This is a genomic window from Bacillus sp. AFS037270, from assembly GCF_002585305.1.
In genome coordinates this window covers 23,564-38,588 of sequence record NZ_NUNF01000046.1, presented here as the reverse complement: position 1 = coordinate 38,588, position 15,025 = coordinate 23,564, and the positions used below count along the sequence as shown (strand labels likewise).

The 15,025-nt window shown below is 37.7% G+C and carries 12 protein-coding genes; 2 read left to right on the top strand and 10 right to left on the bottom strand.

Features of this window, described 5'->3' with window-relative positions; genetic code table 11:
• Positions 1 to 11: 11 nt before the first annotated feature.
• Positions 12 to 791 (bottom strand): SDR family oxidoreductase, encoded by a 780-nt coding sequence (locus tag COD92_RS22040; protein WP_098528528.1) that lies wholly within the window; start codon positions 789 to 791, stop codon positions 12 to 14.
• Between the two features lie 15 nt (positions 792 to 806).
• Positions 807 to 2,441 carry a long-chain-fatty-acid--CoA ligase gene (locus COD92_RS22035; protein WP_098996547.1) on the bottom strand — a complete coding sequence of 545 codons (1,635 nt, stop codon included), beginning with the start codon at positions 2,439 to 2,441 and terminating at the stop codon, positions 807 to 809.
• Between the two features lie 524 nt (positions 2,442 to 2,965).
• Here COD92_RS22035 and COD92_RS22025 point away from each other — a divergent pair.
• Together COD92_RS22025 and COD92_RS22020 are read left to right on the top strand one after the other, a co-directional pair.
• Positions 2,966 to 3,772, top strand: coding sequence for an alpha/beta fold hydrolase (locus tag COD92_RS22025; protein ID WP_098996560.1), 807 nt, complete (start codon positions 2,966 to 2,968; stop codon positions 3,770 to 3,772).
• A gap of 270 nt (positions 3,773 to 4,042) precedes the next feature.
• The gene (locus tag COD92_RS22020; protein WP_098996559.1) at positions 4,043 to 5,353 is read left to right on the top strand and encodes a hemolysin family protein; all 1,311 of its coding nucleotides are present in this window, start codon (positions 4,043 to 4,045) and stop codon (positions 5,351 to 5,353) included.
• Positions 5,354 to 5,388: 35 nt separating this feature from the next.
• On the opposite strand, the gene COD92_RS22015 is transcribed toward COD92_RS22020, so the two are convergent.
• The 8 genes from COD92_RS22015 to COD92_RS21980 form a co-directional block, all read right to left on the bottom strand.
• The gene (locus tag COD92_RS22015) at positions 5,389 to 6,174 is read right to left on the bottom strand and encodes an arginase family protein (RefSeq protein ID WP_098996545.1); all 786 of its coding nucleotides are present in this window, start codon (positions 6,172 to 6,174) and stop codon (positions 5,389 to 5,391) included.
• Positions 6,175 to 6,371: 197 nt separating this feature from the next.
• Positions 6,372 to 7,292: an aldo/keto reductase gene (locus COD92_RS22010; protein WP_098996544.1), complete on the bottom strand. Its 921-nt coding sequence runs from the start codon at positions 7,290 to 7,292 to the stop codon at positions 6,372 to 6,374.
• A gap of 76 nt (positions 7,293 to 7,368) precedes the next feature.
• The gene (locus COD92_RS22005) at positions 7,369 to 8,352 is read right to left on the bottom strand and encodes an AraC family transcriptional regulator (RefSeq protein ID WP_098528523.1); all 984 of its coding nucleotides are present in this window, start codon (positions 8,350 to 8,352) and stop codon (positions 7,369 to 7,371) included.
• Between the two features lie 153 nt (positions 8,353 to 8,505).
• A complete protein-coding gene (locus COD92_RS22000) occupies positions 8,506 to 9,807 on the bottom strand; it encodes an MFS transporter (RefSeq protein WP_098528522.1) in 1,302 nt (433 codons plus the stop codon).
• A gap of 68 nt (positions 9,808 to 9,875) precedes the next feature.
• Positions 9,876 to 10,190, bottom strand: coding sequence for an L-rhamnose mutarotase (gene rhaM, locus COD92_RS21995; protein WP_098528521.1), 315 nt, complete (start codon positions 10,188 to 10,190; stop codon positions 9,876 to 9,878).
• Positions 10,191 to 10,437: 247 nt separating this feature from the next.
• A complete protein-coding gene (locus COD92_RS21990; RefSeq protein ID WP_098528520.1) occupies positions 10,438 to 12,087 on the bottom strand; it encodes a response regulator transcription factor in 1,650 nt (549 codons plus the stop codon).
• Complete coding sequence (locus tag COD92_RS21985; RefSeq protein WP_098528519.1) at positions 12,084 to 13,925, bottom strand: cache domain-containing sensor histidine kinase; 1,842 nt, start codon at positions 13,923 to 13,925, stop codon at positions 12,084 to 12,086. Before COD92_RS21985 ends, COD92_RS21990 begins: the two co-directional genes overlap by 4 nt.
• Positions 13,915 to 14,961, bottom strand: a complete 1,047-nt coding sequence (locus tag COD92_RS21980) for an autoinducer 2 ABC transporter substrate-binding protein (protein WP_255286582.1) — start codon at positions 14,959 to 14,961, stop codon at positions 13,915 to 13,917. The genes COD92_RS21985 and COD92_RS21980 overlap by 11 nt, the downstream gene beginning before the upstream one ends.
• Positions 14,962 to 15,025: the final 64 nt, after the last annotated feature.

Genomic DNA, 15,025 nt, shown 5'->3' with positions numbered 1-15,025 from the left:
CTAACGAAAAATTATTGGACGCTCGCGGTGGTTCCCCCATCTACGGCTAAAATATGCCCATAGACATAATTGGAAGCATCTGAAGCTAAAAACAAGGCTGGACCCTTCATGTCGTCATCTGAGCCAAACCTTCCTGCCGGAGTCCGCTCAAGGATTTTTTGACCTGAATAATTAAGGATAGCCTTTGCCATTTTGGTTGGGAAAAATCCTGGAGCAATGGCATTTACATGGACATTGTATGGCGCAAGTTTCACGGCTAGGTCCTTGGTTAAAGTAATAACCGCCCCCTTACTTGCAGAATAGCCAATCGCATCCATAACCAATGGATCTTGCCCACCCATACCGGCAATTGATGCGATATTAATAATTTTTCCGGACTTTTGCTTGACCATAATTTTCCCTACAGCTTGGGAGAATAAGAAAACACCTGTAAGGTTAATGTCCATCACCTTATCCCATTTATCTGCAGGCATTTCTAATGCCGGTGCCCCCCAGCTCGTACCGCTGTTATTTACTAAAATATCAATTCTGCCAAATTCCTTCAGAGTCTCGTCCACAACATGCTGAATATCTTCAAGCTTAGAGACATCACATTTGAAGGCAATTGCCCGAACCCCTTTTTCCTCTAGGGCTTCGGTAAATTGTTTGCAGGCATCTAGATTTCTAGAACAAATAGCGATATTTGCTCCTGCCTCTGCATAAGCTGTCGCAATTTGCTGCCCCAGTCCTCTTCCACCGCCGGTTACAATCGCGGTTTTTCCTTTTAAACTAAAAAGCTCTTGAATATTCATCCCATACCCTTCTCTCTAGTAAGCTTTAACTTTCAATATTTCTTGTTCTCGAAGGACCCTTCTTAGTAACTTTCCTACCGAGGACTTCGGCAGCTCGGAACGAATTTCAACTTCTTTTGGTACCTTATAGGGGGCAAGATTTTTCCTTCCAAATTGTTTAATTTCTTCTTCTGTGACTGAAAATCCTCCTTTTACCTTAACGAAAGCTTTCACAGTTTCACCACGGTAAGAGTCAGGTACCCCTATTACTAACGCCTCTTCAATCGCTTCGTGCTGGTAGAGGACGTCTTCGATTTCACTAGGATATACATTGAATCCGCCTGCAATAATCATATCCTTTTTACGATCTACAATATAAAAATAGCCATCCTCATCCATCTTGGCAATATCTCCTGTATAAAGCCAGCCATCTTTTATTGTCTCTTCAGTATCCTGCGGACGATTCCAGTAGCCTCTCATAACCTGTGGACCTCTGATTACTAGCTCCCCTTCAACGCCCACGGGGGCATCGATATATTCTCCGTCCTGCGGTATAACTATCTTAGCAATAGTACTTTGAACAGGGATTCCCACACTGCCGTATTTTCTAGGGACAAACGGAGGACTGAAAATAGCCGTTGGTGACGATTCGGAAAGACCGTAACCATCAAGCAGTTTGACTCCTGTTCTCTTTTCAAATAATCTTGCTGCTTCCACAGGCAGCGGCGCCCCTCCACAGCTTACGTAATACAGGTGTTCAAAACCGCATTCTTCCAGACCTTGCTGGCTGTTTAAAGCGAAATACATGGTTGGAACTCCAGACATTTGGAAAGGCTTTTCACGTTTTACTGTTTCCATTACTTCCTTAGGGTCAAAGCGCGGCAAAATAATCTGATTGGCGCCTTCTCGGATACCGCAAAGTGCCGTACTAGAAAGTCCATAAACATGGAACATAGGAAGAACAGTAATCATTTTAAAGTCTTCTGGTTTCTCACAAGTTTTATAAGCAAAATCACAAACCTGATTAAAATTGGCTAGCAGATTAAGATGGGTAAGCATCACTCCTTTAGAAGGGCCAGTTGTTCCACCTGTATATTGAAGCAATGCTACATCATTTTCACGTTCGATATGTACTTCAGGGATGTTTATATTTTCAGGAAGAAAATCTTCGAAGTATTGGTCCCCTTCTGCAAGAGCTGTTCTCTCGCCCCCAAGGCTGACCACAATAACTTTTTTCAAAGCTGTTTTCGGCTGGACTTTTTTAACTTTACTGTATAGAGCATCTAGAACAACGATATACTGTGAACCTGAATCAGTTAAAACATGTTCAATTTCTCTTTCTACGTACATAGGATTTACCTGAACAGCTATACCGCCCAGTCGAAAAATCCCAAACAAGCTAAAAATATAGTGCGGGGAATTAGGAAGCATAATAGCAAAGCGATCACCCTTTTGAAAGCCCTCACGAGATAGACCTGCAGCAAATCTGTCAGTAACCACCTTGGTGTCATTAAAGCTCCAAACCTTACTATAAAAGGTGAGGGCTGGCTTATCCTTATATTGGCTAACTGCCCCTTTTAGAAAATCATAGAGGGATTGGTGTTCAATATTCACATGCTCATCAATTCTTGGATCATAGATTTTTAACCACGGCTTTTGCTGATAAACCATAAAAAAAGATACCTCCTAAAATTATAGTAACCTAGCAAATATTCTTTTTAATAACCGCCGTAATTCTAAGAAGTGATCTACCTATTAATAGAATACTGATATAATTATGATTATTGTAGAAAAAGGCTATTTTGTAAACCCTTCCTTCTCGACATTTTTCTCTATTTCCCCACTTCTCCAATCCTTCATTTGATACACCCTTTAAACCACCCTTTGTAATCAAGAACTCTCCACACTCATTAATCAGCCGTTCTGAAAGAGCATGGGGAGTTTTGTCGAAATATTTTCTTGATCAGCTAGATTTTCGACAATAAGAGCATGAATCTTCCCTAAATATTTTTTGTCAAACGATCAATAAAAAAGCGAAAAAATAATATTCTTCTATAAGTTTTTTTAACCATATAACAGATTTGATTTTTCATCCGCCCTTATAAATTTGGGTTAAGTTTACCTGGTTAAATGGTCTTCTATAGAACTTTTCTACATATTATTTACTATTAATTGGAAGAGAAAGGATGGATGGAATGCCAATAACTAATGCCAATGGGGTCGACCTTTATTATGAAATACATGGAGAAGGTGAGCCACTACTACTCATTATGGGCTTAGGGCTTAATTCAAAGTCTTGGTTCAGGACACTACCAGTACTTAGTGAGCATTACAAGGTCATTATTTTTGATAACCGTGGAACAGGTTCAAGCAGCAAGCCCAATATACCTTACTCTATCGGACAAATGGCGGATGATACACGTGCTGTCCTAGATGCAGCTGGAATTGATTCCGCACATGTCTATGGTATTTCTATGGGGGGCATGATTGCTCAAAGGTTTGCGTTAAAATATCCAGAACGGACCCGTTCGTTAATATTAGGCTGTACAACTTCCGGCGGGATACATCATGTGCCGCCTGGTGCTGACGTTGCCATGCAGCTGCTATCAAGAGGGTCGGCGATTGCCACACCTGAAGAAATCGCCTGGGCCACAGCACCAATCCTGTACAGCCCGAGTTTTATTGAGAATTGCCGAGACCAAGTGGCAGAAGATATTCAAAAACGAATCGAAGTACCTGTCAAGCCCTATGCTTACATGCTCCAGCTTCAGGCCTGCTTAGCTCATGATACCTACAGTGAGATTGATCAAATCAACGTCCCAGTTTTAGTTATCCATGGTAATGCGGACCGGTTAGTGCCATATGCAAACGGAGTAACCTTAGCAGAGAAAATTCCTAATGCAGAATTTTTAACAATCAATGGTGCTGGGCATATTTATGTAACAGAGGCTAATGACCTGGCTAATGAAAGAATTTTAGACTTCTTAGGTAAAATCAATTAGAAACAATGCCCGATTAAGTTTAAATCGGGCATTTTTGTTATATATTTTTAAGCTTGGGCAGTAAGCGGATGTTTCATCCCATCAGTCAGTAATAAATGTTGGATTTCACCTTAATCAGCGAAACGTGAACCATAGTTCACATTTCATTGACAAATCATATGACATTATGTCATAATTGAACTATAGTTCAATATTTTATTAGATTTTAAGACTGGAGGTGTAGGCCTTACTTGCTGTAAGGCTATACATTTGGAAATAGTTAACCTGATCATGATCGCCATTTTTATTGCCCTCACAGCCTTTTTTGTCGCTGTAGAGTTTGCGATTGTAAAAGTAAGAGGCACACGGATTGATCAACTAATGAAAGAAGGAAAAAAAGGAGCTAAGGCTGCGAAACAAGTGGTTACGCATTTAGATGAATATTTATCCGCTTGTCAGCTCGGCATTACGGTTACAGCTCTCGGACTTGGGTGGCTGGGAGAGCCGACCGTTTCAAAGTTATTACAGCCCCTATTCACTATACTAAACTTAAATAGTGCTTTTACACATGTTTTATCCATCATATTAGCCTTTGTTTTAGTTACCTTTATTAATGTAGTCGTGGGCGAATTAGCTCCTAAATCTTTTGCGATTCAAAAAGCAGAAACGATTACACTACTTTTTGCTAAACCTTTGATTGGGTTTTATAAAGTTTTCTACCCGTTCATTTGGATTTTAAATAGTTCTTCTAGATTATTAGTTGGCTTCTTTGGTCTAAAACCCGCCTCTGAAAACGAGTTAGCTCACACAGAAGAAGAATTACGGATTATTCTTTCTGAAAGTTACCAAAGCGGGGAAATAAATGAATCGGAATTAACCTATGTTAATAATGTGTTTGATTTTAATAATCGGATTGCAAAAGAAATTATGGTACCTAGGACGGAAATGGTAAGTATCTCAGTCGATGATCAGCGGGATGACATTCTCTCATTAATCAAGGAACAAAAATATACACGCTACCCTGTCATTAATGGAGATAAGGATAATATTGTCGGAATTATCAATATTAAGGATATCTTAACAACCAAATTGGACAAGGATTGGAAAGAGAATAACTCTCTTACACCATTCATTAAACCGGTCATCACTGTAATTGAAACCATTCCTATTCAAAGCTTATTATTGAAAATGCAAAAAGAAAGGACCCATATGGCCATCCTCATCGATGAATTTGGAGGTACATCAGGCCTTGTAACCGTTGAGGATATTATTGAAGAAATTGTCGGTGATATTCGAGATGAATTTGATACAGACGAGATTCCTGATGTGCGTGAATTAGCCAATGAGCATTATATTGTCAGTGGGAAAGTCCTCATTGAAACCGTTAACGATCTTTTAGGCACTTCCATCTCAAATAAAGATTTAGATACGATTGGCGGCTGGTTCCTGTCAGAGAAGTTCGATGCTAAAATGGATGACTGCATAGAATTTGAAGGCTATTCCTTTAAAATCAAGGAAATGGAAGAACATCATATTTTATATATTGAGATTCAAAAGTTAACACAAGCGGCTTCCCCTCTCCCCCTAATATCTGTTTCTTAATTAAAAACGGGCTGAATGTTCAGCCCGTTTTTCTGCTATGCGCCTTTATTTTGAAGATGACTCATTTTCAGGCATGTCTGCAATATTTGTAAATTTGCTTTTTCGTTTTTATAGATCATAGTCTGATAATTTGGGAGAAGTATGTTAGTTGGGTTAATCGGTACTTCACCGCATATATCAATGCCCTCAGCCTTCTTTGCAATTAGGATGGCTTCAAGGAAACGATTTAATCTAGTCATATCCATTATTCCTTGATCCCAATTTGTTGCTGCGTCAGTTGTGTTTAGTACATCTTTATCTATACTGATGTAAACATTACCGGTGTGAATAACAGATAAAACCGATTTTATCGAGTAGTCATGTCTGCCGTCAAATGGAAAAATGACCACTCGAGGGTCAGTAGAAAAGTGAGAAGTTATAGTGGTTGGACCAATAATTACTACTCGCTGCAGCAATGGGATTTCCTTAAGGGCAAAGGAAACCCAGGAGCCACATGAAAGTAGATTCTCATGTGGATTATTATCTAATCCGATATCAGGATGGTTATCAAACAATACAAGAGTAAAAGGTTTTTTAATTTCTTTTAATAAAATAAAGGTAACATAATGATAGTTTCCGCTGCCAATAAAGGTTATCCCTTTTTGAATTCTCTTGTCCAGCTGTTTCGTTAAGCTCTGTAAAGAATCTTCTTCGCAATACAGGTTGACATGCTTCATCTGGCGAAAGTCGAGATCATCATGTAAATAATTATGGAGCTTATGTTGTGCAAAGTACGTTTCGTCAAAATTAATGAAGGTTATCCCATTTTCTAATAACCCCATTACTTTCATCTCCTTAAAAATTGGTTTTTAAATCTCCCAAAGATTAGTAGATTGGTTTAATGGTTAATAGTGACGGAGACTGCTATTAGCCTGCTTTTATTATAGCAATCTTGTTCTAAAATTTCATGGGACGTAAATCAATAAAAGGACATGAGATTTCTTGATATAAGAATTCTTATGCCCTTTTAATCACTTAATTATGGGATAATATTCCCTGCAGTTTTATAAATTTGATACCATTCTTCTCTTGTCAGTCTAATATCTGAACCTTGACATGCGTCTTTCATGCGCTCGACTTTAGTGGTTCCAAGTACCACCTGAATATTTGCCGGGTGGCGTGTAATCCAAGCCGTTGCTATTGCGGTTTTCGTTACACCATATTTTTCAGCGATGCTGTCTATTGCTTCGTTTAGCTCCGGATAGTGCTCTAAATCGCCTAAAAAGGTTCCGGCAAAGAAACCGTGCTGATACGGGGACCACGCTTGCATGGTGATATCATTTAAGCGGCAGTATTCTAGAACACTCATGTCCCGATTAATTGCTTGGTCAATTTTCATGTTTAGTGTAATTCCTGCATCAATCATAGGTGTATGCGCAATGCTAAACTGAAGCTGGTTTACCACTAACTTGTGGGGTGTGTATTTTTGCAACAGTTCTATTTGAGCAGGGTTATGATTGGAAACTCCAAAATATCTAACCTTTCCACTGTTGTTAAGTTCTTGAAATGCCTCTGCTACCTCAGCAGGTTCCATTAATGGGTCTGGACGATGAAGAAGCAGTATATCAAGGTATTCGGTATTTAATCTCTTTAAAATACCATCTACCGACTCCAGAATATGCTCTTTTGAAAAATCAAAATAACCGTTGCGAATCCCACATTTACTCTGTATGATCATTTTTTCGCGGATAGAAGAATTCATTTGAATCGCCTCTGAAAAAATCTCCTCAGATTTACCCTTCCCGTAGATATCCGCATGGTCAAAGAAGTTAATTCCCTCATCCATCGCTGAGCGTATTAATTTCTCTGCTTCAGCTATGGAAAGCTGTGGTATGCGCATATTTCCCATAATTATGTTTGATGCTTGAAGGTCTGTGTTTGCAATGTTTATGTATTTCATTTAGTACTCCTCCCTTCTATTTTCCTTTCCATTATATCCTACAATGAAAGCGCGTACCAATAAATCCCGCTAGAGTTTAATCCAGTTTTGTTTTCTCATTTACTGCCTGTTCTCTGAATTCTTTTGGTGTCTGACCATACTTTCCTTTAAAAATCCGATAAAAATAGCTGATGTTATCATATCCAACCTCTTCTACAATCGAAGAAATCGGCATCTCAGTACTCTCTAATAATTCTTTTGCTTTTACAAGCCGTCTTTCCTGCAGCAATTCTTTGAAGGTATGCGACGTCGCTTTTTTGATTGTTTTACTTAACCCATAGTGGGATTGGTTTAGTTTCTCAGCTAATTCATAAAGAGAAGCATGTTTATAATTCTCTTCAATGTATTGAAGAGATTCGACCACCAAATAGTGGTTCATCGAAGCTTCCTCTTTTCGCTCAACTAGATCCGTATTTTTGATTAATTCGATCATCAATAGCCCCATATAAAGCTTAATAGTGGATTCCGAAAAAGGGGAAGGATGCATAATTTCATAGATGATTTTCCCAATCATATCCTGGATTGTCTCGACTTCGGCTACTTTAAAATATAAAAATTGTCCATTTTGTGTGTTATTGTATAAACCGCTGATTAAAAAATCACTGACAATATTGCCTGAATTTAAAAACGAAAAAATAAAATCAAAGAAGGCAGGACGAATGATAAAGTTGATAACAATATCTTCCTTGGCACATGCTTTAATTTCATGTTCAATATGTTGATTTAATAATAATAGTTCACCTTTTTTTAACGTAATGGGCCGGCCGCCTGCCGTTTGCTTAAGCTCACCATTATAGACATAATTAATCTCAATATAGTCATGCTTATGCAAAGGAAAATCAACAAAACGCGTATGCTTTCGAACCATAATCATCTTGTCATTACTAAGAAATTTTTCACTCTCTATGACAAAGTTCGTCTTACTCGTGTAGAGTTCTTTACTTACATTCTTTCGCTGGTCCAAAATGAGTTTCTCTTCATCCGTTACCTGGAGAAGTTCATCTAAAAGGTCCTGGTTCATTGTAATTCACCTTTTTCCAATTGCATTATTTCTTATTATTAGCCAAATCATATCATATCTCGGTCAACTAACTGAAAAACTAAATTAGGCTTTAAGAAATAAAAAACCTGGACCAACGAAATGCTGGAACCAGGTTATCATAATTTTATTCAATTAAACCGCTTTGCCTTTAATTGCTTTTGATTTTCCAAACCGCTCTTCTTCAATTTGTTTCAATGTTTTACCATTCGTATTTGGAGCAAGAAGAATCCCGATCACACAATGAATGGCTAAGAAGACAAGCATTACAATACCAGCGATTTTAAATCCTAATTTATCCATCACAGTTGGTAATATAAATGACCAGACCGCAATGCCGAGTCTTACTAAGAAGTACATAATACCTTGTGCACCAGCACGATATCTTGTTGGGAAAAGTTCGCTTGCCCATAAACCGTAGAACGCTTGAGCGCCGAAGCCAGCAGCACTGCCCCATAGAATAACGAAAGCAAAAAGTGAGAACCAGTTCATTCCTGTAAACGTTAGAATTAACCATGCTGCGATTCCCATTACCGCTCCTATTCCAAACAAGGAACGTCTGCTAAATTTGTCTCCTAGTTTCATGAATACAAAATAAGTGGTAGCGACTGTTAAACTCCAAAGTAAAACTTGAAGTAAATTCGCTTGTGTGCCTGTTAACCCGCCAACATTTTGATAGATATATGGCATGAAATAACCCATTGCACCTGCGGTTAAATTCCAGAATAAATAGATACCAATTAATAAAAATAATGCTTCACGATTCGGTTTTAGGCTTAATAATTCTTTGAGTACACCTTTATTATTGCTGCTTCCTTCTTTCGCTTCTCGTTCTTTGCCTTCTTTCCAAATCGCTGATTCAGATAATCCTTGTCGGATGTACCATGTAATAAAAGCAATAATTAATAAGTGGATGAAAATAATTCGGCTTCCTAGTAAACCTAGTGGTGCAAGTAAGACGGCAAGTAAAAATGTAATTGCTGGGCCGGTTGACCATGCTAACTGTGCCGTTCCAACATGTGCAGCCCTTTTATCAGCTGGTGCTTCTTCTGCAATATAAGTCCATGAGGCTGGTACCCCGGCACCTACAGCAATTCCTGTAATAATGGTCCCGACTAATAGCATTGGGAAGTTAACTGAAACAGCAATTAATAAAACTCCCAGCATATAAGCCAGCAAGTCATAGGTATATATAAATTTCCGTCCATATTTATCACATAAATAACCGCCAAACAAAGCTCCTACTGCCGCTCCAAACGCATTGGCACTCAGTGCACTTAATAGGCCTACCGCTATATTATCTAAATGAAGATATGCTTGCCACATAGTTAAACTACTTGCAGCTGCTATGATGGATCCAGCTTCAATATAGTTCGCCATTGCAACAGAGATGGTTGCTTTCCAACCAGTCGTTTTTTTAGCACCAATCTTAGCCATTGTAATACCTCCTAATAATTTGTTTTTATACAGGAAACGGTTTCATTTTTGAAACTAGTACAAAACGACTATTCTAAATAAAATACTTCCTCTAAATTAATTGAAACTGGACTATTGTCTGCATTCGTGTCCATTAACGGCTCCATATACGACCACCATTTTTTACAGATAGCTGTTTGCGACATATGCTCCCATTTCTCTTCATCCTCAATTTCTACATAAGCAAATAATCTACCAGTCTCTTTATCTAGAAAAATAGAATAATTATGTGCACCATGTGCCTTTAATTCTGCAGCCATCTCCGGCCATATTTCATCGTGGCGGCGCTTATATTCATCGTAACTATCACGGTTGACAAACATAATACTCGCTTTTCTGATCATAGGTATTTTCCTTTCTAGAATTTAATTTTCCTTATAGTTAAACTATACCGTGATAAAACGCTTACTTGTAGGAGACAAAATTCAGTTAGGGGTGAAAATATTCAGAATGTTGGAAGGGATTACAAAAGAACAAAAGCGCAAGCGCCTTGAACAGCCCCGACAAGCATAAGACGNNGCGAAAATTTTATAATTTCCAAAACGATAAAAAAGCCAAGGAGAGCTTATGCTCCTTGACTCTTTTAACAACTTAATTATCTGATGAAGTTTTAGAGAAATGCTCCCTGAATTGCGAGGGTGTCTGCCCTATCCATTGTTTGAATAAGCGACTAAAATATTTTGTATCTTGATAACCTACAGATAAGGAAATATCATAAATCTTCAAATCCGTTTTCTCTAACAGTTCCTTGGCTTTTTCAAGTCTTACGGAGGTTACATAATCTAAAATAGTCTCCCCAGTTTGGTTTTTAAAATAATCACAAAAATAGTTTGGGTTCATATAGACCTGTTGTGCAATTTTCTTAATCGAAATATTGTCCCCCAAATTATTTTTTATCCACTCTTTCGCAACCTGAATAGGATTATGCTGCTCCTTTTTCATATCAGTCATTTTTTCCATCACATGTACAATCCACATTTTTACCCTATCCTTCAACTGGATGAAATTTGCTGCATTTTTTGTAATATTTAAAGCATCTGTTAGTAAATTCGGATCCTCACTATAACCATCATTTTCTATCCAATTATTCACAATCCCAATTAATAAATAATGTACCGCTTCATTAATCATAACAGGTGATGATAAAGATTCTATTTCACGAAAATAGCCTTGTAATGCCTTAAGTAAATCATCCCTTTTCCCCTGTGAAAACGAATTAATCACTTGTTCTGTATATTTTAAAATAGAAGACGAGATTCCCTTTGATTTTTGAACTTTTATGCCTTCAAACAAATCAGTCTCAAAGACTTGATTTCCTCCTTGAATCATTCGAAACTGAAGTAAGGTATGCAACTCGTTCTTCATATTACTAAATAATGCAAGATCATTAAATTCATTACCTAGAGCAACGGATACTGTTACCGGGGTTAATTTGTGTATGGAGATTCTAAGTTTTTCAGCAAATTCTCTTGAAATGGATAAAAAATTGGAAGCATCTGCTTTATCTTGGATCTGTAACAAAATCCAATAATTCAACTTACTGCCCCGCCACCACCAGCTATTAATCTGGTGAACTCGAATAGAACCAACAACTGTTTCTTCTAAAATATTTTCAATTTTTTGAGTACAACTATTCCAATCTTCGGGCAGAAATTCTTTAGTTTGAGAAAAAATCTGATCAATACTAATATGAACTAATTGATAACAGCCACTTGGAAACTGCCGGGTCCATTCTAGATACGCAATATCTTTTTCTTCATTCCAGGTCATTTCGCTTAATAGCTGCAGCTGTTTAGTATACTCCAGTTGCGAAGCCTTCTCTTGCATTCTGTTCCATTCCTGCTTTTCCTTGTACAGCATTTCGATTTTTTGTTTCACTTCATCCATCTGGATTTGAAACTGTTCCTTATCAATTGGTTTCAAAATATAATTAACAGCACCATCTCGAAGGGCAGTCTGCAAATATTCAAAATCATCAAATCCACTTATAAAAATGGTCAGGAAGGATAGCTGGCTTTTAAGTTTTTTATTTAAGGTTAACCCATCCATTTCCGGCATCCTAATATCGGAAATGAGCAGGTCAAAAGAAAGGGATTGATTGATAACCGCTTCATAAACCTCTAATCCATCAGAAAATGTACCAACGAGTTCCCATTCATCTCCTAATGAACGAACCATTCGTTCAATCCCTCTTCGAATTCTTCCTTCATCATCGACAATAACCGTTCTTATTCGTGTCATCTTCCCTCACCATCCCTTTGAATCAACGAGTAATTTGTTACTTCATTCTTTAAAATTGCTGGAATTTGTATCATAATCTCTGTACCTTTTTCGATGGAACTATTTACTCGTAATTCATATTGATCTCCAAACATCATCATCACCCGGGCGTGAACATTTAATATCCCAAAACCAGACTCTCTTTTTCCCATCGGATCGGACTTCAATTTGCTATTTAACTCTTTCAGCTTCTCTTCATCAATTCCTGGACCATTATCACGAATGGTAAATAATATATCTTTTTCACTGTACTTATTTGAAATTTCTTCCACAAAAATTTGAATACTTAGCCCTTTTCGTTTTTCCAATCCATATTTAATAGAATTCTCGACAAGCGGTTGTAAAATAAATTTGGGCGTAAAATAGGAGCCAGTATCAAGTTCCGTCTGTATCTGGTAAGAAAGTCTTTCTTCAAACCTGTATTTCTGGATTTTTAAATAGTCCTGAATATGGTCTACTTCTTGTGAAATCGGCACCAGCCGATCCTTGTTACTTAATGAATAACGAAGCATCCTGCCAAGAAGTGTGACCATTTCAACAACTGTTTCAGATTCTCCGTCTTCAACTGCCATACTAATCGTCTGGAGAGTATTGTACATAAAGTGCGGGTTTATTTGCGATTGTAGAGCATATAATTCAGCGTTCTTTTGACGTATTTCAATGGAATAGTTTTTCTGGATTAAATCCCTAATTTCTGTAAGCATGGAGTCAAAGCTTTGGGCCAAGACACCAACCTCATCTGTTGATTCAACGGGAATGGAGACACTTAGATTGCCCTCCTTCACCTCTTGCATAATATGTCCTAGTTTTTTTATAGGCTTTGTGACTGACCAGGCAAGAAAAACCGATAGTAGACTCGTGATAATGACAAGCGTAAAAAAGGCTAAAATAGTTACTTTTCTAACCATATCCGTTCCCATTGTTAGATATTTTAAAGGAATACTATGAACTAAAATCCATTTATGACGTGCTGATTTATTAATACTAATGAGTGTTCTTTCTTCCGCTGTCCCTGTCTGAAAGCTTCCATTTTCTAATGGGTAATCCTTTACTTCAGTATAAACCGAACCAATCTTTGAAGGATCTGTATGAAAAATGACCTGGCCATTCTCGTCCATTACCCACATAGCCGCACTTTTTTCTTTTTCTAAATCAGCTAAAACATCTTCAATAAATGATAATTTAACCGCTAAGAAAAGCGTACCAAGTGATTTTCTATTATCAACATCTGTTACCTGTTTCATTAACAAAATATAGGGAGGATTACCTTCAAACTTCAGACTTGCTTGTTTAGGCAAAATCAGTTCGACTTTCTCTCCTAAATCATGTTCTTCACCATATGGAAGGGAGAGATTTCCAAGATTAAATCCCTCATAGGGAATCCGCGTACTGACAAAGGATCGATTTTTAGAGAGAAGAAAAGCTCCCAATATTTCTGAGCTATTATCAAGATAGGTATTCGTTAAGAAACTCTCTACTACAAATTGGTCCTGATTTAATTGAGATTGATTCTTATAGCTGCTATCTCTTAAAACAGACATAACATCACTGGAGCTATAAATCAGTTCCGGTAGTCGTTCTAATTCTCCGAGACTGTTTTCAAGATTATTATTGGCTTGCTTTAATAATTTCGGAATATATTCTCCCACTTTTTCTTCAATGGATTTTGTATATTCATAGTAAGCTAGGACACCTAAAAGGCCCATAGGAATAACTGTTAACAAGATATACGTAATAATTAATTTTGTTGATAAACGGGAGTTTTTTAATTTTATTTTTTCAAGAAGTCTAGAAATCATATTGGTCGATATTCTCCCTTGTAAAATCAATGGGCAGTCCCATTATGACGGTGTCTCCTTTTATTTTGATATTACCAACCTTTCCAATATGCTGCCCATCCTTAAGATTTTCACCATTCAATAATTCTTTCGCTAAACTAACCGTTAAATAGCCCAGTTTTTTAGGGCTCCATAATGTAATCATTTGAGCTGATCCATCTTTTAGATAACTCCGCATTAAATTAGGGGTAGAAAGCCCTGTTACGGTAACCATCCCTGCTTTTCCCGCATCCTTAACTGCCTGTGCTGCTGCGGGAGGACCGACTGAGGAACTGCCTAGTATCCCTTTCAAGTTAGGATAAGTTTTTAATAGCTTTTCAGCCCCTGTATATGATTTTTGGGAATTATCTTCCGTCTCAACTACATCTACTAATTTCATTTCTGGGTATTCTTCTTCCTGCTGCTCGATGATATAGTTCATCCATGTTGATAAATTCGCCGCAACATGAGAACCCGTCATGATGGCGTACTCGCCTTTTTCCCCCATCTTAGAGGCCAAATTATCCATTAGGTGCCGGCCTAGATTTTCAGGGTCAACCATATTAATGAATAGTTCTCTATATTTTGTGTCCGTATCCGAATCCCAGGTAATTACTCTTATGCCTTTTTCTCTTGCCTTTTGCAATGCAGGTCCTAATCTTTCTGGGTCGTTGGCTGAAACAGCAATTAGGTCAACGTCTCTCTGTATGAAATCTTCAATAATATTTCGCTGCTGCTTCCAATCGGCAATAGGTGGGCCAGTGAATAAAACATTAACGTTTAAGTCCTCGCCAGCTTCGAAAGCCCCTTCTTCCACTGCGTTGAAATAAGGAATCCCACTTACTTTAGGTACGATGGCAATCGTGTAATTTTCTTTGCTTTCATTTTGTTTATTTTGCTCTTTCTTTTGATCTCCGTTATAAATAATTTGATATTTTCCGGTATTCAGTTCGCAACCGCTTACAAATATTACGATTAAAAAGCAAATCAAAAATTTCAAGTAGTTTTTTATGTTCAACACCTCACAAAAAGAGCAGCCTCATTAAATGTAAAGAAGAGGCCATCTATTAACTTGGCCTCCT

Bases quoted from the DNA above. Each gene is read 5' to 3' on its own strand.
- COD92_RS22040 (WP_098528528.1), bottom strand. From the start codon at position 791: ATGAATATTCAAGAGCTTTTTAGTTTAAAAGGAAAAACCGCGATTGTA.
- COD92_RS22035 (WP_098996547.1), bottom strand. From the start codon at position 2,441: ATGGTTTATCAGCAAAAGCCGTGGTTAAAAATCTATGATCCAAGAATT.
- COD92_RS22025 (WP_098996560.1), top strand. From the start codon at position 2,966: ATGCCAATAACTAATGCCAATGGGGTCGACCTTTATTATGAAATACAT.
- COD92_RS22020 (WP_098996559.1), top strand. From the start codon at position 4,043: ATGATCGCCATTTTTATTGCCCTCACAGCCTTTTTTGTCGCTGTAGAG.
- COD92_RS22015 (WP_098996545.1), bottom strand. From the start codon at position 6,174: ATGGGGTTATTAGAAAATGGGATAACCTTCATTAATTTTGACGAAACG.
- COD92_RS22010 (WP_098996544.1), bottom strand. From the start codon at position 7,292: ATGAAATACATAAACATTGCAAACACAGACCTTCAAGCATCAAACATA.
- COD92_RS22005 (WP_098528523.1), bottom strand. From the start codon at position 8,352: ATGAACCAGGACCTTTTAGATGAACTTCTCCAGGTAACGGATGAAGAG.
- COD92_RS22000 (WP_098528522.1), bottom strand. From the start codon at position 9,807: ATGGCTAAGATTGGTGCTAAAAAAACGACTGGTTGGAAAGCAACCATC.
- rhaM (WP_098528521.1), bottom strand. From the start codon at position 10,190: ATGATCAGAAAAGCGAGTATTATGTTTGTCAACCGTGATAGTTACGAT.
- COD92_RS21990 (WP_098528520.1), bottom strand. From the start codon at position 12,087: ATGACACGAATAAGAACGGTTATTGTCGATGATGAAGGAAGAATTCGA.
- COD92_RS21985 (WP_098528519.1), bottom strand. From the start codon at position 13,925: ATGATTTCTAGACTTCTTGAAAAAATAAAATTAAAAAACTCCCGTTTA.